The organism is Stenotrophomonas sp. UBA7606 (assembly GCF_002477705.1).
In the GTDB taxonomy this organism is placed as follows: Bacteria; Pseudomonadota; Gammaproteobacteria; order Xanthomonadales; family Xanthomonadaceae; genus Stenotrophomonas.
Genome location: NZ_DLJW01000076.1, coordinates 20,586 through 38,173, shown reverse-complemented (window position 1 = coordinate 38,173; position 17,588 = coordinate 20,586). Strand labels below are relative to the sequence as shown.

Genomic DNA, 17,588 nt, shown 5'->3' with positions numbered 1-17,588 from the left:
GGCGCCATCAGGTGCGACGGTTGATCCCCGCAGCATTGGCAAAGCCGCTGAATGAAAGAGGCCTCCGGGTGCGGTTTTTACCCTGGTCCGGGCGTGAGTCATAGCGCCCAACAAGACCGTTTACGGAAATGCAGTCTGGCAATTGTTGAACCTGCTCATGCCGACATACGCGACACGCAACATGAAGTAAGCAGCAGCAACAGCAACACAACGAATATCGCTAGAGCCTAAGCGCGAGAGGCAGGAGCACTGTTGCTTGAACTTGACAGGGGTTTCCTTACGGAATTGTTAGGCCCTATCAGATGTCGATGCGTGAGCGTTCGAACTCCACGGGGCCGGTGCAAGGCAAATCACCGAGGTCCAAGACGAAACCAAAGACCTCAATTAGCCCGGCGGACTGATCAATTACCATTCCACACCCGCGATAGCCAAATGGCCCCGTCCGCTCAAGCCGCTCAGTGGCCCGTGCAGCCTTTACATCTTCGGGCCAATCGGAAAGGTATGCGGCACGTGCCTCCTCAGCCATGCCATGAAGAATGTTCGGTACAACTTGCCCCTCCGTAAGTTCGCAGGGGTAGCAAAAAGCAACGAGCTCGCCTTTGCCACTGGCCAGAGTGACTTCCGCAGAGTCGCCGAAATGCTCAACCTTCTTTACTACGAGAGTGTCCATGGGGGCCTAACACTCATTAGACCGCCTAAAGGCGTTAGACCGCCTAAAGGCGGCGTAGCGCCAAGTATGCAGTGTTGATGACAGGATGTCCTTCTTCTTGAATCCTCTAAAAATCAGATGGATAGATGGACTTGCCGAGACGGCTTTGCGGCTCACGGTGCATCGTTATGCGGCAAGCAAGCGGCCATAAAAATCGAAGCCGCCAATCCGCGGTGTAACACCGCGCTAGGGTACGTTCCCAGCAAGCTCCGAAGACTCGAGCTTGCAACAGAAAGGGCGCCATTGGCGCCCTTTCCGGTTGATCGTTGAAGCCTGGTGCGGCTTACCCAGCCTTGGCAGGTGCCGGCTGCGCAGCCGGAGCCGCTGCCTGCCAGCCACACATCTGGCCCTCGTTCTGCTGCTTCAGCCATTCCTGCAGCGGTGCGAAGTATTCCAGCATCGGGCCGGCGTCGAGCTTCTCGGTGCCGGTCAGTTCCTTCAACGTGGCCTGCCACGGCTGGCTGGAGCCCTTGCTCAGCATGGCCCAGAACTTCTGCCCGGCTTCCTTGTTGCCGTAGAAGCTGCACTCGTTGAGCGGGCCGGTGTAGCCGGACGCGTCGCACAGGCCCTTGTAGAACTGGTACTGCAGGATGCGCGCCAGGAAGTAGCGCAGGTACGGGGTGTTGCCCGGCACGTGGTACTTGGCGCCGGCGTCGAAGAACTCTTCGCCGCGCGCGCTGGCCGGGGCCACGCCCTGGTACTGCGCCTTCAGTTCCCACCACTTCTGGTTGTACTGGTCCGGCTTGATCGAGCCGTCGAACACGCCCCAGCGCCAGCGGTCGATCATCAGACCGAACGGCAGGAACGACACGCCTGACATCGCCATGCGCATCTGCGCATTGATGGTGGCTTCGCGGCTTTCCTGCTGTGCGCCGACCAGGCCGATCGAGTTGAGGTACTTCGGCGTCATTGCCAGCACGATGGTGTCGCCGATGGCTTCGTGGAAGCCGTCGTTGGCACCGCCCTGGAACAACGGTGGCAGCGGGTTGTAGGCCAGGTCGTAATAGATGTGGCCCAGCTCGTGGTAGATGGTGGTGAAGTTTTCTTCGTTCGGGGTGATGCACATCTTGGTGCGCACGTCCGGGCCCACATCCTTGCCGTCGCCGCCCATGTTCATGTCCCAGGCGCTGGCGTGGCAGACCACGTTGCGGTCCAGCGGCTTGATGAACTGGGTGTTCTGCCAGTAGCTCTCCGGCAGCTTGGGCATGCCCAGCGAGACGTAGAAGTCCTGCGCGCGCTCGGTCATCTGCCGGGCGGTGACCAGCTCGGCCTCACGCTGTGCCTTGAAGCGGCTCGCCGGGTCGGCACCACCGGCCTTGGCGAGGGCGGCACTGAGGTTGGTCTGGTACTGCTTTTCCAGCGCGGCGGTGATGTCCAGGCTGCCCGCGTTCGGGTACGGCGCGGTCATGTCCCACAGGTTGCTCCAGTCCTGCTGCCACATGTTGCCGGTCAGGTGCGCGGCAATCATGCCGCCGCCGACTTCGGCCTTGTCCTTGCCGTATTCCTTGTCCAGCTTGGCGCGGGTATAGCAATGCACCTGTTCGTACAGCGGCTTGACCTGCTCCCACAGGCGGTCGGTTTCCGGCCCCACCTGGTCGGCCGGCATGTCGTAGCCGCTGCGCCACATCTGGCCGGCATCGGTATAGCCCAGTTCGCGGGCGCCTTCGTTGACCAGTTCGACGAAGCGCTGGTAGTTGGCGCGTGACGGCACGGCGGTGGACTGCCAGCCCTGCCAGGCATCGAGCTGCTTGTCGTAGTCGCGCGAGGTGGCCAGCACCTTCTCGAGATCGCCGAGCTGGCGGCAGTTCTTGTTGTCGCCTTCGCCGACGCAGTAAGTGCCGGCGCCGTAATCGCCCTCCAGCTTGGTGGCGATGCCGGCCAGCTCGGCCAGCTTCTGCGGGTCGCGCGGGGCGGGCATCGAGGTCATCAGCTTGAGCAGGCTGATGGCGCGCTTGGTGTCGGCGCTCATCGGCTGGCCGTCGTACTTGTTGGCCTGCTCGATCCAGCCATTGAGCACGGTCAGCCAGCGCTCGTTGGCCTTGGCCGCCACGCGTGCCGAATCGTCATTGATATAGGTGGACGACAGCCACTGGGCCGAGGTCATTTCCGGGTACATGGCCTTGTATTCGGCATTGACCCGGGCGATGAACTGGTCGGCGCTTTCGGCCGGTGCGGCCTGGGTGGTGGCCGGCTTGGCGGCGTCGGTGGCGGCGTCCTTTTTACAGGCAGCCAGCGAGAGCACGGCCACGCCAACGGCGGCGGCCAGGACCAAATGACGATTCTTCACAGCAAACCCCGGTTTGTAAGTACCGGCGAAGGCTAGTGGGGCGGCGGCTGGGCCGCAAGTGGACAAAGGGATGCACTCAGGTAGCGCCGAGCCATGCTCGGCAGGGGCGTTACCGGTAGAGCCTCTGCCGAGCATGGCTCGGCACTACGGTGGGATTGTTGGGAAGGCCTCTGCCGAGCATGGCTCGGCACTACATACGGCCTTATGTGCAGGGGGCGAACAGGTCGCGGGACCGGTCATACACCGACGTCTGCACCTGCATCAGCCTAAGCACCGAGGGGAACAGGTTGTCCTGGTCGGTGTGCTGGGCAGCGCGCTGGCGCAGGCAGCTGGTATCCAGACCGCGGTCGCTGGCAAAGCCGGGCGAGAACCACATCACCATCGGTACTCGGGTCTGCTCCTCCGGTGCGATCGCATACGGAACACCATGCAGGTACAGGCCCTTCTCACCCAATGATTCGCCATGGTCGGACAGGTAGATCATGGCGGTGTCGTAGTCCTCCAGGCCGCGTAGCGTGGCGATGGTACGGCTCAGGAAATGGTCGGTGTAACGGATGGAGTTGTCGTAGCTGTTGACGATATCCTGGCGGCTGCACTTGCCCAGGTCCGCTGTGTCGCAGGTGGGCGCGAACTGGCGGAACTGCGCTGGGTAGCGCTGGAAATAGCTGGGGCCGTGGTTGCCAAGCTGGTGCAGCACCACTACCCGGTCGCCCGGTTTGGCACGGACCTGCGTGGCCAGGTTGTCCAGCAGGATTTCATCCATGCAGCGGCCGTCGGCGCACAGACCGGGCTTGGTCGCATCGTCCAGGCGCTCGATTGTCAGCCCGTCGCAGACACCCTTGCAGCCGGATTGGTTGTCCCGCCACAAGGTGCTGATGCCAGCGTGCTCCAGCACATGCAGCAATGACTGGTGGCCGCGGATCTTCTTCTCGTCATAGTCGTGGCGACCAAATGGCGAGAACATGCACGGCAGCGATACCTCGGTGCTGGTGCCGCAGGCATGCATGTCGGGGAAGTTGATCACGCCGGTCTGTGCCAGCTCTGGGGTGGTCTGGCGGGCATAGCCGTTCAAGCCCCAGTTCTGGGCGCGCACGGTTTCACCCACCACCAGCACCAGCAGGCGCGGCTTGCTGCTGGCAGCGCGGGGCATGGCTTTGGCGTCCGTTCCCAGCGGCAGCTTGGGCTGCTTGGTCATCGGGCTGGAACTGGAGAAGTTCTGCTTCAGCGCGATCAGGTAGTTCACCGGCGTGGCCAGATAGCGCACTTCGCGGTGGTTGCGCATCAAGGCCGAAACATTCTGGAAGGAAAGCATGGTGCCGGCACTGCCGGCCACCACCACCGCCACCAGGAAAGCCAGGCGCCATAGCAGCGTACGGCCCCAACTGCGCTTTCGCAGGCGCACGCGCCACAACAGCAGGGTGGGCAACAGGCCGTAGCCGAGCAGTGGCAGCAGCAGCGCTGGCGTCATCAGTTCACGCGACTCCTTGTGGTCCGTGGCCAGCACGTTGCGCAGCATGTCAGCGTCCAGGTAGACGTTGTAGCTGTTCATGTAGTGCGTGGCGAAAGCCGTGGTGATGAACAGCAAGGTCAGCAGCACCTTGGCATTCCAGCGCCAGATCAGCAGCCCGAACAACAGGGCATGTACGCTTGCCAGCAGTGCGAACAACGACACCGCGAACAGCATGCTGCTGGGATTGGTGGCGATGGCGCTGCGCCAGAACAGGGTATTGCAGACCAGGGCGAAGAACACGCTGGCCAGGAGGATCAAGGCCTCGGTGCTGATCTCTGGCCGCCAGTTGCGCAGGCGCGACCAGGACAGGTTCAACGCGGCGGGGCGGGGGACGGCGACGCTCATGCGGTCTCTCCGGCGTTGCCAGATACGGCATGGGATGGGAAGGCGGAAGCCGTGAGCGGGAACATCCACAGGTACAGCGTTGTGGCTACCAGCCAGCTGATGGCCAGCGCCCACAGGTCATGTGAGGCAAAGTGGGCCCCGCGCAGTTGCTGGCCCAGCCCAAACACCATTCCGGTCAGCAACGCGGCACCGAGCGCGGGCCAGCGCCACTGCGGGCGTACCTGCAGCATGAAATAGAACAACGCCACCCAGGCGTATCCGGAGCCGGCGTGGCCGGCCGGGAAGCAGGCGGCATGGCCCCAGGCCACGGGCCGGTGCTCGAACAGGCCGATGAAGGGACGCAGCCCGCCGTAACGTTCCAGGTCCCATGGGCAGTCCATGTGTGTCCAGGATTTCAGCAGCGCGATGATGCCGGTGGACAGGGCCACCGAGATCAGCAGGTAGGCCAGCGGGCGGCGCAACGGCTGCCAGCGGAGGTCCATGTTGCTACGGATCAGCGCAAGCACCACCAGCAATGCGGCAAACCAGGTGAGGTTGCGGCCGCCCTTATGGATGAGGTGGCTGGTCCACCAGGCATCCTTGAAAGCCCATTGGCTGCCCTGCCAGCGGTAGAGCTGGTCGGCGATCCACTGGTCGCCATTGCCCGCCATCAGCACCAGGCTGGCTGCGGCCAGCAGCACCAGCGGGATCAGCAGGGCACGCCCGGCCAGGCCGAGGCGGCTGCCCTCGATGGAAGGCAATACGGCAGTGGGGATAGGGAGCTGCGGCATGGAACATGGGCACCGTGAATCGGGGTGCTGTCATGCTCTGCCGGAGCATGTCGGAGACAGGTCGGAGTGATGTCGACGTAATGTCGGGGCTTCAGCCTGCAGGCGGCAACAACCGTCGCCGCTCGGTGCCTGCAGCCGCTGTGCCTGGGGGACAGCGGCTTGGTTGCTCCGGATCAATCGCCGTCGCTGTCCAGGGCTTCGTCGCCACCGGTGACCACACCATGGGTGCTGGCAACGCAGTCGGCATGCAATGCCGTGCCCGGCAGCAGTTGCCAGTTGTTGCGGTTGGCGCTGCCGATATCGATCACCTGGCTGGGCTCGGCGCAGGGAGACATGGCCTTGTCCAGCACGAACAGCCAACGCCGCTGCGGGTCCTGCGCCACCCAGTGCGCGGCGTCCTCCCATTGCTCGGCAACTGGTCGCTTGAAACCGAAATCGGTGGCCTGCGGGTGGGTCTGCAGCAGGTTCTGTTCACGCCAGGCAACCATGCCCAGCTGGGCATCCGGGCCGATGCGTGCGCGCACTTTGTCCATTACCAGCGAGGCGGAGCTGTAAGGGTCCAATGCGGGCATCGCCCCCAGGCCGTACATCGCCCACAGCATCACCGTGGTCAGCACCACCGCCAAGCCGGCGCGGCGCAGACGCAGCACCAGCGCCACCACCAGGGTGGCGGCCCCAAAGCCAATCAGCCACCAGCCCACCTGCGGCAATACCCAAGGGTCGATCGCGCGCTTGATCGCATTGCGCTGCGCCCAGCCATCGCCGTGTACCGCGCCATAGCCGACTACCAGGGTGGCGATGGCCAGCAGCAGCACATAGATCAACAACAGCCAGCGCACGCCGGTACGGCGCAGCAGGCCGGGCAACAGCGGTGCGGCGGCCACGGCCAGCGCCGGCAGCATCGGCAGGATGTAGACCTCGCGCTTGCCAGGGCTGGCGCTGAAGAACAGCAGTACCAGCAGCGCCCAGCCCAGCAGCAGGATGTACCGCGGGTCGGCGCGGCGACAACGCCGCCACCAGGCCGGGACCAGCCAAGGGGCCAGCAGGCTGCCCGGCAGCCACAGCGTTGCCATCACCTGCAGGTAGTACCAGAACGGCTGGTGATGGTGCCAGGCATTGGCATAGCGGGTGCCGGTCTGCTTGAACAGCAGCTCCTTGGCGTAGGCCTGCAGGTGCGGATCGGGATTCTGCAGCAGGGCGATGGCCAATGGCCCCAGCCAGATCGCGGTGCCGGCCAGGAAGGCCGGCAGCAGCAGCCACCAACGCCAGCTGCGGCCAGGGCCGGCTGCCTGCGGATGGCGCCAGCGCCACAACATCCAAGGCAGCAGCATCAGCAATGGCAGGAAGCCCACGCCCTTGGTCACCGTGCCAGCACCGGCCGCGAAGGCGGCCAGCGCCAGCGCCCACCAGTTCGGTCCCAGCAGCAGGTGCCGGACCAGCCCCCACAGGGCAAGGGTTGTCATGCCTACCAGCACCATGTCGATCTGCGCGCGCTTGGCCATCAGCCCGAACTGGATGCAGACGAACAATGCCACCACTGCGTAGCGGGCTACCTGCCGGTTCCACAGGCGCCGGCTCATGTCCCAGGTGAGCCACAGGGTAAGCAGTGCGGCCAGCAGCGAGGGCAGCAGGAAGGACAGGTTCCAGTTGCCGATCACTTTGTAGGTGGCCGCCTGTATCCACATGAAGGTGGCCGGCTTTTCCGCATACAGCTCGCTGCCACGGTGTGGCAGCAGCCATTGCCCGGTTTCCACCATATGCCTGGCGGCCAGCACGAAGCGCGGCTCATCGGGCGGGGTTGGCGAACGCAGGCCCAGTCCGGCCAGCAAGCTGGCGATGACCAGTGCGATGAGGATGGCAAACCAGAGGGTGTGGGAAGAGCGGGGCGAGGTTGGGCGCACAGGCGGCTCGGTGTCGAAGGCTGGCAGGATGATGGGGCATGCAACGTTGGAAACGCGTCGAAACTGGTGTTCCGGCGCTTCGACCACATTCCGACGACCATGGCGCTACGATACGCGGGTGATGCCTCAGCCCGGGGCAGTAAGGTTACGCCCCATGCGGCTGCTGGTCATTGAAGACAATCGTAATCTCGTCGCCAACCTCTTTGATTACTTCGAGGCACGCGGGCACACCCTGGATGTGGCCCCGGACGGCATCACCGGCCTGCACCTGGCCGGGACCCAGAGCTATGACGCCATCCTGTTGGACTGGATGCTGCCGCGCATGGAGGGGCCGGAGGTACTGCGCAAGCTGCGCGAGGACTTTCGTTCCGAGGTGCCGGTGATCATGTTGACCGCGCGCGACGAGCTGCCCGACAAGATCATCGGCTTCCGTGCCGGCGCCGACGACTACCTGACCAAGCCTTTCGCGCTGCCGGAACTGGAAGTGCGGCTGGACGCGGTGCTGGCCCGCACCCGTGGCCGCAATCCGCGCAAGGTGCTGGAGGTGCACGATCTGCAGCTGGACATGGCTACGCTGGAGGCCCGCCGCGCGGGGCAGGTACTGCACCTGTATCCGGCCTGCCGCAAGTTGCTGGAGGTGCTGATGCGCGCCAGCCCGGCTGCAGTGCCCCGCGACCAGTTGGAGTACGCCCTGTGGGGCGACGAGCCGCCGGATGGTGACATGCTGCGCTCGCATATCTACGAACTGCGTCGCGCGGTGGATGGGCCGTTCGAGCAGAAGCTGCTGCATACGTTGCCGCGGGTGGGCTACCGCCTGTCCGCGCCGGCTGCAGGTGCGCCGTGAGCCGCCGCACGCTACGACGCAAGTTGCTGGGCTGGTTGGCTGTCTATGTGGGCCTGATCACCCTCGCTGTCTTCAGTGCGGCCAACTATGTGCATGAACACGCCGAACACGCGGTGTGGCGTTCGCTGTTGAACACCGAGCTGGACAGCATCATCGGCCAGATGCGGGGGGATCCGGACTACCACTGGCAGAACTCGGACACCCTGCATTTCTATGCCAGCCACCAGCCCGACGGTGTTCCACAGAGCCTGATGCAGCTGCACCCGGGCCTGCACGATGGTGAGTTGCTGGACGGCAAGCACGCCGCAGTGATGGTGCGCGACACCAGCGACTTTGGCCGGGTGGTGCTGGCCTTGGACATCACCGATTTCGGTGAGCTGGAGCATTTTGTAACGCGGTGGGCGTTGTTGGCCGGCATTGCCTTGCTGCTGGTGACCCTGCTGATGGCATGGGTGGGCATGACCCGGCTGGTGCGGCCCTTGGCGGTGCTGGCACAGGACATCGCCAACCTGCGGCCTGAGCGCAAGGGGCAGCAGATCGTCGTGGACAAGCGCGGCAGCACCGAACTGGAAGTGATTGCCGGCGCAGTGAATGACTACCTGCAGCGCAACGAACACTTCGTCGAGCGCGAGCGCGCTTTCATCAGTACCGCAAGCCACGAGCTGCGCACCCCCATTGCGGTGATCACCGGTGCTGCCGAGTTGGCGCTGGAGCAACCAGGTGTGCCGGAGCGCGCGCGCCAGCAACTGCAGCGTGTGCGCACGACATCCATCGGCATGGAGCAGTTGATCCAGCTGCTGCTGGTGCTGGCGCGTGACCCGACCAAATTGGCGGCGATGAGTGAGCTGGTGGCGTTGGACCAGCTGTTGCCGGAGATTGCCGAGGACCACCGCTATCTGGCCAAAGGCAAGGAGCTGGAGCTGGCGCTGGTGGAGTTGACGCCCTGCCGGGTGCTGGCACCGCTGGCGGTGGTGCAGGCCGCCATTGGCAACCTGCTGCGCAATGCCATCGAGAACAGTGATCGCGGTGTGGTGCGTGTTGGGGTTTCAGCAGACGCTGTGCTCAGTATCGAAGACCCGGGCCATGGCATGAGCCCGGAGGAAGTGGCACAGGTCTATGCGCGTATGAGCAGGGGCGAGCGCAGTCCGGGCGCGGGTATCGGCCTGGATCTGATCGGGCGCCTGTGCGAGCACCTGGGCTGGCAACTGCGGATTGATTCACGGCCCGAGCAGGGCACCCGCGTGACCCTGGACATGAGCAGTTCGCAGCCCGGAAGGGCATGAACCGGCAAGGCGAGGCCCCGTAGTGCCGAGCCATGCTCGGCAAGAGGCGTCGCGGTGGTGCCTGTGCCGAGCATGGCTCGGCACTACGGGTTAGGCGGCCGGCAGTAGTTCGCGTTCGATCAGCCAGCGGCGGGCGTCGTCGGCATCCTGCTCGAACCAGGCCTGGGTTGAACCCAGGCGATAGGTGTAGCCCCAGCTGTCCATGTCAGCCATCAGGCGCGCGCTGCCCACGCCGGGCAATTGCCCGGCCAGCACGATCTGCAGGTAGCAGGTGGCGTCTTCCTCGGGCACCGAGTCGGTGGCGTCGGTATGCACCTGGGCACGGCGCTCGGGCGGCAGCACGATCAGGTGGCAGGATTCATGCAGCATCGAATGCACCGGCGTGTCGTCGCGTACGTAGACATCGCAGGCGATGATGCCGGCCTCCGGCTCACCCCAGTAGCTGCCGGGGATCTTCTCGCCGGCAGCGACATGGTTCAGGCGCAGGCCATGGCGCGCCAGCAGGGACTGGGCGTCATTCCATTGGATATCACCCACGCACAGGACGGGCGCGGTGGCGGGGCTGGCAGTGGCTTCGTTCACGGGCAAAAGCGTCCGGCGGCCGTGGCCGCCGGCTGTGGCTTACTTGTCGTCGGGCAGGGCCACGGAAATGTCGAGCACGTCGTTGGCGCCATCCTTGACCAGGTCCACCTTGACCGCGTCGGCGTCGATGTTGACGTACTTCTTGATCACTTCCAGCAGCTCGCGTTGCAGCAGCGGCAGGTAGTCCGGGCCGCCACGGGTGCTGCGTTCCTGCGCGATGATGATCTGCAGGCGGTTCTTCGCGGTTTCGGCGGTAGTCTTCTTCTGCTTCAGGAAGTCGAGCAGTCCCATGCTTATCCTCCAAACAGCTTGCTGAAGAAGCCCTTCTTCTCCACGGTGGTGAAGCGCATCGGGCGCTCCTCGCCAAGGATGCGGCCAACCGCGTCCTCGTAGGCCTGGCCGGCCGGGGATTCGGTATCCAGGATCACCGGCTCGCCCTTGTTGGAGGCATTGAGCACGTCACCGGATTCGGGGATCACGCCGATGGCCTTCAGCCCCAGCACTTCCTCCACGTCGGTGATGCTCAGCATCTCGCCGGTTTCCACTCGTGCCGGGCTGTAGCGGGTGAGCAGCAGGAAGGCCGGGACCGGCTTGCCGGCCTCGGCATTGGCGGTCTTGGAGTCGAGCAGGCCGATGATGCGGTCCGAGTCGCGCACCGAGGACACTTCCGGGTTGACCACCACCACCGCGCGGTCGGCGAAGTACATCGCCAGGAAGGCGCCCTTCTCGATGCCGGCCGGGGAGTCGCAGATGATGAAGTCGAAGCCGTCGGCAGCCAGGTCCTTGAGGACTTTTTCCACGCCTTCCTTGTTCAGTGCGTCCTTGTCGCGGGTCTGCGAGGCGGCCAGCACGTACAGGTTCTCAAAGCGCTTGTCCTTGATCAGGGCCTGCTTCAGGGTGGCTTCGCCATGGACGACGTTGACGAAGTCATACACCACCCGGCGCTCGCAGCCCATGATCAGGTCGAGGTTGCGCAGGCCGACGTCGAAGTCGATGACGGCAACCTTCTTGCCGCGGCGGGCGAGCCCACAGGCGATGCTGGCGCTTGAGGTGGTCTTGCCGACGCCGCCCTTGCCGGAGGTGACTACGAGAATTTCAGCCAAAGGATTACTCCTGGAGTTCTTGTTGGGCCGCTGCGTCAATCAAGCGCAGCGATCATGATTTGGTCCTGTTCCAGCCAGATCTGTACGGCTTTGCCGCGCAGATTGTCGGGAATATCGTCCAGTACCTTATACCGTCCTGCAATGGCAACCAGTTCAGCATGGAAGTCGCGGCAGAAGATGCGCGCGCCCTCGTTGCCTTGCGCGCCAGCCAAAGCCCGGCCCCGCAGCGTACCGTAGATGTGGATGCTGCCATCGGCAATGACCTCGGCACCGGCACCCACCGTTGAGAGTACGGTCAGGTCGCAGTTCTCCGCGTACAACTGCTGGCCGGAGCGGACCGTTGTCAATTGCATGCGACCGGGCTGCGGCACTGCCCCGGCCGGCGCAGCTGCCGGTGGCGGTGCCGGTTCGGCGGCACGCTTCCTTGCCGGCGGTGGCGGGGGTGGGGCGGGCTCGGCCTCGGCGCGTTCGTACTGGGCGCGGAACTTGGCCAGCAGGGGCAGGCCAAGCTGCTCGGAAAGGGCTTCGGTCTCGCTGCTGCCATAGGCCAGGGCTACGGGCAGGACGCCGGCATCACGCAGGCCGTTGACCAGTTCCTGGGCGGTGGCCCGGTCCGGCACCTGGCTCAGTCCACCAAAATCCAGAATCACCGCGGCGCGGCCAAACAGCTTGGGCGCACGGGCCACGCGTTCGCGCATTTCCTGGGACAGGCGCGCCACGTCGAGGGTGCGGATACGCAGGTTGGCAATGCCGACCTGCCCGATTTTCAGTTCACCAGCTTGTTCGTAATCCAAATTCACTGCCATCTCAGGTTCCCGTCGGCCGCTGCTGCAGCGGCCGGCGTGTGTTGCCTACCCAAGGGACGTCGGGCAGGTTGTCGCCATAGGTTTCCTTGACCCATTCATAGCTGCACAGGTCCTTGAGCAGCATGCTGGCACGCACGTCGACGGCCGGCATGGTGTTCTGGCCGACCTCGCGGAAGCCGAAGCTGCCATGGAACAACAGCGCGGCATCCGCGCCGTGGTCCAGGAAAACCTCGCATGCCATCTGCGGGTAGCGCAACTCGGCATAGCTCTGCGCGTCCGCGTAGAAGGCACGGCCTACGCCGCCACCGCGGCGGCGGCTGGCCACCACGATGCGGTCAATGTAGAAGAAGCTGGGGTAACGCTGCTGGAACCAGGCAAAATTGCAGCTGTCGTGCGCACTGTGGCTGCCATAGCCGACGAGGAAGCCGGCCATGTTGCCGTCGCGCTCGGCGACGCGGAAATACTCGGCTGTTTCGTAAAAGCGCCGCACCTTGGCGGCATCCAGCGGCAGGATCGCGAGACCGGCGTTGTTGTTCAGTGCCAGAACCGAATCGAGCTCGTGCTCGCGCACGTCGCGGATGACAATCGACATTGTGACTCCGGGGGTGAAGCGGTCGGCCCTGGTGGGCTGTCGTCGGATTATCGCATGGCCGGGGCGGGGCGGGCGAGCGTCAGGAGGTTGGGGCCAGGCATGACTTCCGTGGGAGGGCGCGCAGGCCCTGTGCTCCGTACCATGCACGCATGTTGGGATACCTCAGCCATACCCGAGTTCTCCGCCTGGCCGGTCTTTTTACCTGGGCCATCGTCGCCTTGCCGCTGGTTTACACCCAGTACGCGTTGCAGGACGAGGTGGCCCTGGTGCGCCCGGGCGAGGGCCTGTGGCTGGGCCTGGCCTATTTCGCCTTTGGTGCCTGCTACTTCTGGTTGACCCGTGGCCTCAACAGTGGTGGCCATGCGCACTGGTATGACCGCCTGCTGTTGCTGGTGCTCACCATCTGTGCGCTGGCGGTGAGCTTCCTCAATGGCTCGGGGCTGGGCAGCATCCTGATGATGGTGGCGGCCGGGGTCATTCCCTGGCTGTTGCCGGTGCGGCTGGGCGTGGCCTGGCTGCTGATCAGCCAGCTCACCGTGCTGCCGGTGTACTCGATGCTGGGCTTCTCGTTGTTCGAGGCCTTGATGCAGTCGCTGCTGTACGGTGGTTTCTCTTTGTTCATTTTTGTCACCAGCCTGGTGGCGCGGCAGCAGACCCAGGCGCGCGAGGAACAGCGCCGGCTCAACGCCGAGTTGCGTGCCACACGACTGCTGCTGGCCGAGAGCGCTCGGATCAACGAGCGCACCCGCATTTCCCGTGAGTTGCACGACCTGCTGGGCCACCACCTGACTGCGCTGAGCCTGAACCTGGAGGTGGCGGGGCACATCACCGAGGGTCAGGCGCAGGAGCATGTACGGCAGGCCCACACCTTGGCCAAGCTGCTGTTGACCGACGTGCGCGAGGCAGTGAGCCAGCTGCGCGAAAGCGGCGCCATCGACCTGGCGGCGGCGCTGCGGCCGCTGGCCGAGCGGGTGCCCTCATTGCAGATCCACCTGGATATCGCCGTCCCGCTGAACGTCGAAGATCCCGAGCGGGCGCATGTCATGCTGCGCTGTACGCAGGAAATCATCACCAATGCGGTGCGCCATGCCGGCGCCCGCAACCTGTGGATCAAGGTCGTCAAGGACGACGGGGAGATCGTGATTGATGCCCATGATGACGGCATTGGTGGTGATGTTGATGCGATCATGCCGGGAAATGGTTTGCGCGGCATGCGTGAGAGACTGTTGCAGCTGGGTGGCCGGCTGGATGTGTCGGCGCGTCGGGGCGAGGGTTTCCGCCTTCGCGCCAGCCTGCCGGTGGTAACCAATATGATGTTGGCCTCGGGGCCGCAAGGAGTGAATTGATGATCCGTGTCTGTCTGGTCGACGACCAAACCCTGGTACGGCAGGGCATCCGTTCGCTGCTGGCGCTGGACGATGGCATTGAAGTGGTGGCCGAAGCCACCGATGGCCAGCAGGCGGTGGAAATGATCCCTGCCGTTGCGCCGGACGTGGTGCTGATGGACATGCGCATGCCGGTGATGTCCGGGCTGGAGGCGCTGCAGACCCTGTCCCGCCTGGGCAAGCTGCCGCCTTCCATCATCCTGACCACCTTTGATGATGACCAGTTGGTGCTGGCCGGGCTCAAGGCCGGGGCCAAGGGCTATTTGCTGAAGGATGTGACCCTGGAGCAACTGGTCGGTGCCATCCGCACTGTTGCCGGCGGTGGGTCGCTGGTGCAGCCAGCCGTGACCCAGCGCCTGCTGTCCGGGCTGGAGCACATGCGCAACGAATTCGTCAGCCTGGACCGGCCCGATCCGCTGACCGATCGCGAGACCGAGATCCTGCGCTTGATGGCCAGCGGCTTCTCCAACAAGGAAATCGCCAACTCGCTGGGGGTGGCCGAGGGCACCATCAAGAACCACGTCTCCAACATCCTGTCCAAGCTTGGCGTGCGTGACCGTACCCGCGCCGTGCTCAAGGCGTTCGAGCTGCAGCTTGTCTGAGCCCGGGGCGGCGCGGCGAAGGTGGGGAAAATTCCCGCCTGAACAGGCAGTTGCCCTGAATGTGCGGATGTTCGTACGCAAGACTGGCAGAGGCCCCCCTGCTGGGGGGAAAATACCCACGAGATCACGCATCGTGGTCTGTACTATCGGATGAAAATGCGTAGGGTTGGTGCTTGATGCGCTAACCTTCGCGCCGTCGATGGAACTGCGCATGCCGGCAATGGAAACCGGTGCGCCATTTGTCTTCAACAACCTGCGAAAAGCCTGATAGGATGGGGGCTTCGCTTCAATCAACCCGGCCGTGGGATCGGCCCCGGAGACTCCTGAATGACCCGTATTATCGAGTTCCTGATCGCCTTGGGGATCGTGGCTGGCCTGTTCGTCCTCATTGGCGTGTGCCTCCCGGGCGAGCGCCACATTACCGAAAGCATTGAAACCAACCGCAAGATGACGATCGTGTATGACACGGTCAACAGCCTGCGCCGCTTCAAGGATTGGAATCCGCTGGCCCTGCGTGACAAGGCCGTGGAACTGAAGTTCAGCGGTCCGGACGCCGGCAAGGGCGCCCGCATGGACTTCTCGTCCAAGGACAGCACCCTGGGCCAGGGCAGCTGGGAAATCACCGACAGCGAGAAGAACAAGCGCGTCGTGATTGCCATCAATGACGAAACCCGCGGCAAGGACAAGGTCACCACCTTCACCCTTGAGCCGACCGGCAAGAACGACCGCAACGTCAAGATCACCCAGGACTACAGCGTCAACTACGGCTTCGACCTGTTCGGCCGTTACGCTGGTCTGTACGTGAGCCGTCACGTTGGCGACGACCTGAAGCTGGGTCTGTCGCGCATGGCCAACATGCTGGCCTCGGTGCCGAATGTTGACTACGCCGCTGCCGAAGCCCCACTGACCGACCTGAAGATCGTCGAGCTGCCGGCCGAGAACCTGCTGGTGGTCAACGCCGGTAACATCGACCGTAACAACGACGCCATCCAGAAGTCGATCGACGACAACATGGAGTGGATCAAACGTGCGATGGATGCCAACGGCCTGGTGGCTGCTGGCCCGGTGCGCATCGTCACCACCGACTTCGGCGCTGAAAAGTACGCCTTCGACGTGGCCCTGCCGGTCCGCAAGGGCAGTGCTGCCCCGGCCGCTGCTGGCGACAAGAAGGACGGCGAGGCTGACAAGGCTGCTGCACCGGCCCCGGTGGCTGCTGCTGACGCTGGCGAGCTGAGCGTGAAGATTCCGGCCGGCAACCCGGTGACCTACTCGCACGTGGCCCCGCACCGCGCTGCCTCGGCGTCCTACACCGGCCACATGGCTGGCCTGGACCTGGCCCGCAACGGCCTGCGTGCATGGGCAACCACCATGGGCAACGAAGTTGTGGACCGTCCGTACGAGTCGTGGAAGGGTGGCGTGGCCAAGGCCTTCACCACCGATGGTTCCTACGACATCTACTGGGCAGTCAAGTAATCTTCGGCTTGTCGAAGATGACGTGATCCCGAAAACGCGCCGCTTCCAGCGGCGCGTTTTTTTTTGTACTCCGTGCTCATGCATGGAGTGAGGAGGATGAGGATGCTGGGTGTAGAGCGACGTGCGCGTAAGCCGTCCTTGCTGGCCTTCCTGGGAGGGCTGTTGGCTGCTGCGGCGATCGGGGCTTCGGCCTATGCGTCGCATGGGGTGAGTGAGCCGTTGGCGCAATCACACCTCAATACCGCCGCCTTGTATGCGTTTGGACATGGCGTGGTGCTGGTGGGGCTGGGCGCGTCCAATCTGAATGTGCTCGGGCGTGGTGCCTTGTATGTATTGCTGATTGGCACCTTGCTGTTCTCCGGCAGCCTGGCCGGCAACGTACTGGCACATTGGCCAACGATCCTGGCCCCCGCGGGTGGCATGACCCTGATGGGCGGTTGGGTGTTGCTGGCCTTGAGTGCGCTGAGGCGCTGAGATGGCCCGGCATCGGCGTGGCTTCGACGTCGATCAGGCCCATGCCCACCTGCAACGGGTGGACAAACGCTTGGCGCGGTGGATGCGACGGATAGGGCCGTTGCCTGCGCCAGAGGGGTGGAACCGGCGCTTTGATCCGGTTGATGCCCTGGCGCGCGCCATCCTGTTCCAGCAGCTCAGTGGCAAGGCGGCATCGACGATCGTTGGGCGGGTGGAAGCGGCCATCGGCAGTCGTCGCCTGCATGCCGACACCCTGGGCCGGATTGACGATGCCGCACTGCGCGCCTGCGGGGTTTCCGGCAACAAGGCGTTGGCGCTGCGTGATCTTGTCCGGCGCGAGGCTGTGGGTGAGTTGCCAGACCTGCGCAGGATGTCGGTGATGGATCATGAGGCCATCATCCAGGCGTGGGTGCCGGTGCGCGGTATCGGCCGCTGGACGGTGGAGATGATGCTGATGTTCCGGCTCGGCCGCCCGGACATCCTGCCGGTCGATGACCTGGGCATACGCAAGGGCGCGCAACGGGTGGACGATGCTCAGGCGATGCCGACCCCGAAGGCGTTGCTGGAGCGTGGCGAGCGCTGGGGGCCGTACCGCACCTATGCCGGCCTGTACCTGTGGCGGATCGCCGACTTCACAGCAGGTCCGGCGCAGAAGACCAATCGGTCGCAGGACTGAGGCTGCCTGCGGGGCACTACACCCCCTCCCTTTGGCCGCAGGCCAAGGGGAGGGTTGGGGAGGGGTGCTTTGGGCGTCGCGGGTAAGGGGCCCCTGCCGAGCATGGCTCGGCACTACACCCCCTCCCTTTGGCCGCAGGCCAAGGGGAGGGTTGGGGAGGGGTGCTTTGGGCTTTGCGGGCAAGGCCCCTGCCGAGCATGGCTCGGCACTACACCTCCTCCTTTTGGCCGCAGGCCAAGGGGAGGG

The 17,588-nt window shown here is 64.4% G+C and carries 17 protein-coding genes; 7 read left to right on the top strand and 10 right to left on the bottom strand.

Annotated features, from left to right (window positions below; all coding sequences use genetic code 11):
* Window positions 1-298 precede the first annotated feature (298 nt).
* The 5 genes from B2527_RS10110 to B2527_RS10090 form a co-directional block, all read right to left on the bottom strand.
* Window positions 299-670, bottom strand: a complete 372-nt coding sequence (locus B2527_RS10110; RefSeq protein ID WP_293711468.1) for a hypothetical protein — start codon at window positions 668-670, stop codon at window positions 299-301.
* 322 nt (window positions 671-992) lie between these two features.
* On the bottom strand, window positions 993-2,996 hold the full coding sequence (locus tag B2527_RS10105; RefSeq protein ID WP_293711465.1) for a M2 family metallopeptidase: 2,004 nt from the start codon (window positions 2,994-2,996) through the stop codon (window positions 993-995).
* Window positions 2,997-3,198: 202 nt separating this feature from the next.
* Window positions 3,199-4,851: a phosphoethanolamine transferase gene (locus B2527_RS10100; protein WP_293711462.1), complete on the bottom strand. Its 1,653-nt coding sequence runs from the start codon at window positions 4,849-4,851 to the stop codon at window positions 3,199-3,201.
* Complete coding sequence (locus tag B2527_RS10095; protein WP_293711459.1) at window positions 4,848-5,621, bottom strand: phosphatase PAP2 family protein; 774 nt, start codon at window positions 5,619-5,621, stop codon at window positions 4,848-4,850. The genes B2527_RS10100 and B2527_RS10095 overlap by 4 nt, the downstream gene beginning before the upstream one ends.
* 173 nt (window positions 5,622-5,794) lie before the next feature.
* Window positions 5,795-7,522 (bottom strand): ArnT family glycosyltransferase, encoded by a 1,728-nt coding sequence (locus tag B2527_RS10090; protein WP_293711456.1) that lies wholly within the window; start codon window positions 7,520-7,522, stop codon window positions 5,795-5,797.
* A 154-nt stretch (window positions 7,523-7,676) separates the two neighbouring features.
* Between B2527_RS10090 and B2527_RS10085 the strand changes: the two genes are divergently transcribed.
* Together B2527_RS10085 and B2527_RS10080 are read left to right on the top strand one after the other, a co-directional pair.
* Window positions 7,677-8,366, top strand: a complete 690-nt coding sequence (locus B2527_RS10085; protein ID WP_293711454.1) for a response regulator transcription factor — start codon at window positions 7,677-7,679, stop codon at window positions 8,364-8,366.
* On the top strand, window positions 8,363-9,649 hold the full coding sequence (locus B2527_RS10080; protein ID WP_293711450.1) for a sensor histidine kinase: 1,287 nt from the start codon (window positions 8,363-8,365) through the stop codon (window positions 9,647-9,649). The genes B2527_RS10085 and B2527_RS10080 overlap by 4 nt, the downstream gene beginning before the upstream one ends.
* Before the next feature lie 90 nt (window positions 9,650-9,739).
* Here B2527_RS10080 and B2527_RS10075 read toward each other — a convergent pair whose 3' ends face one another.
* From B2527_RS10075 to B2527_RS10055, 5 genes are read right to left on the bottom strand one after another with little or no spacing between them, the layout of a single operon-like run.
* Window positions 9,740-10,231 carry a hypothetical protein gene (locus B2527_RS10075; protein WP_414717060.1) on the bottom strand — a complete coding sequence of 164 codons (492 nt, stop codon included), beginning with the start codon at window positions 10,229-10,231 and terminating at the stop codon, window positions 9,740-9,742.
* 39 nt (window positions 10,232-10,270) lie between these two features.
* Entirely contained in the window at window positions 10,271-10,522 is a 252-nt protein-coding gene (gene minE, locus B2527_RS10070; protein ID WP_293711446.1) for a cell division topological specificity factor MinE, read from the bottom strand.
* Between the two features lie 2 nt (window positions 10,523-10,524).
* Window positions 10,525-11,334 (bottom strand): septum site-determining protein MinD, encoded by an 810-nt coding sequence (minD, locus tag B2527_RS10065; RefSeq protein WP_293711444.1) that lies wholly within the window; start codon window positions 11,332-11,334, stop codon window positions 10,525-10,527.
* A gap of 35 nt (window positions 11,335-11,369) precedes the next feature.
* Window positions 11,370-12,140 (bottom strand): septum site-determining protein MinC, encoded by a 771-nt coding sequence (gene minC, locus B2527_RS10060; protein ID WP_293711442.1) that lies wholly within the window; start codon window positions 12,138-12,140, stop codon window positions 11,370-11,372.
* A gap of 1 nt (window position 12,141) precedes the next feature.
* Window positions 12,142-12,732 (bottom strand): GNAT family N-acetyltransferase, encoded by a 591-nt coding sequence (locus tag B2527_RS10055; RefSeq protein ID WP_293711439.1) that lies wholly within the window; start codon window positions 12,730-12,732, stop codon window positions 12,142-12,144.
* Window positions 12,733-12,881: 149 nt separating this feature from the next.
* Here B2527_RS10055 and B2527_RS10050 point away from each other — a divergent pair, with 149 nt between their 5' ends.
* The 5 genes from B2527_RS10050 to B2527_RS10030 all read left to right on the top strand — a co-directional run bounded on the left by B2527_RS10050 (window position 12,882) and on the right by B2527_RS10030 (window position 17,342).
* The gene (locus tag B2527_RS10050) at window positions 12,882-14,078 is read left to right on the top strand and encodes a sensor histidine kinase (RefSeq protein ID WP_293711436.1); all 1,197 of its coding nucleotides are present in this window, start codon (window positions 12,882-12,884) and stop codon (window positions 14,076-14,078) included.
* Window positions 14,078-14,719, top strand: coding sequence for a response regulator (locus tag B2527_RS10045; RefSeq protein ID WP_293711433.1), 642 nt, complete (start codon window positions 14,078-14,080; stop codon window positions 14,717-14,719). Before B2527_RS10050 ends, B2527_RS10045 begins: the two co-directional genes overlap by 1 nt.
* Before the next feature lie 327 nt (window positions 14,720-15,046).
* Window positions 15,047-16,192 carry an SRPBCC family protein gene (locus B2527_RS10040; protein ID WP_293711430.1) on the top strand — a complete coding sequence of 382 codons (1,146 nt, stop codon included), beginning with the start codon at window positions 15,047-15,049 and terminating at the stop codon, window positions 16,190-16,192.
* 102 nt (window positions 16,193-16,294) lie between these two features.
* Window positions 16,295-16,666, top strand: coding sequence for a DUF423 domain-containing protein (locus B2527_RS10035; RefSeq protein WP_293711427.1), 372 nt, complete (start codon window positions 16,295-16,297; stop codon window positions 16,664-16,666).
* 1 nt (window position 16,667) lies between these two features.
* On the top strand, window positions 16,668-17,342 hold the full coding sequence (locus tag B2527_RS10030; RefSeq protein WP_293711423.1) for a DNA-3-methyladenine glycosylase family protein: 675 nt from the start codon (window positions 16,668-16,670) through the stop codon (window positions 17,340-17,342).
* Window positions 17,343-17,588: the final 246 nt, after the last annotated feature.

Coding starts and splice junctions, on each gene's coding strand:
- B2527_RS10095 (WP_293711459.1), bottom strand. CDS start 5,621: ATGCCGCAGCTCCCTATCCCCACTGCCGTATTGCCTTCCATCGAGGGC.
- B2527_RS10085 (WP_293711454.1), top strand. CDS start 7,677: ATGCGGCTGCTGGTCATTGAAGACAATCGTAATCTCGTCGCCAACCTC.
- minC (WP_293711442.1), bottom strand. CDS start 12,140: ATGGCAGTGAATTTGGATTACGAACAAGCTGGTGAACTGAAAATCGGG.
- B2527_RS10100 (WP_293711462.1), bottom strand. CDS start 4,851: ATGAGCGTCGCCGTCCCCCGCCCCGCCGCGTTGAACCTGTCCTGGTCG.
- B2527_RS10030 (WP_293711423.1), top strand. CDS start 16,668: ATGGCCCGGCATCGGCGTGGCTTCGACGTCGATCAGGCCCATGCCCAC.
- B2527_RS10050 (WP_293711436.1), top strand. CDS start 12,882: ATGTTGGGATACCTCAGCCATACCCGAGTTCTCCGCCTGGCCGGTCTT.
- B2527_RS10035 (WP_293711427.1), top strand. CDS start 16,295: ATGCTGGGTGTAGAGCGACGTGCGCGTAAGCCGTCCTTGCTGGCCTTC.
- B2527_RS10055 (WP_293711439.1), bottom strand. CDS start 12,732: ATGTCGATTGTCATCCGCGACGTGCGCGAGCACGAGCTCGATTCGGTT.
- B2527_RS10045 (WP_293711433.1), top strand. CDS start 14,078: ATGATCCGTGTCTGTCTGGTCGACGACCAAACCCTGGTACGGCAGGGC.
- B2527_RS10040 (WP_293711430.1), top strand. CDS start 15,047: ATGACCCGTATTATCGAGTTCCTGATCGCCTTGGGGATCGTGGCTGGC.
- B2527_RS10110 (WP_293711468.1), bottom strand. CDS start 670: ATGGACACTCTCGTAGTAAAGAAGGTTGAGCATTTCGGCGACTCTGCG.
- minE (WP_293711446.1), bottom strand. CDS start 10,522: ATGGGACTGCTCGACTTCCTGAAGCAGAAGAAGACTACCGCCGAAACC.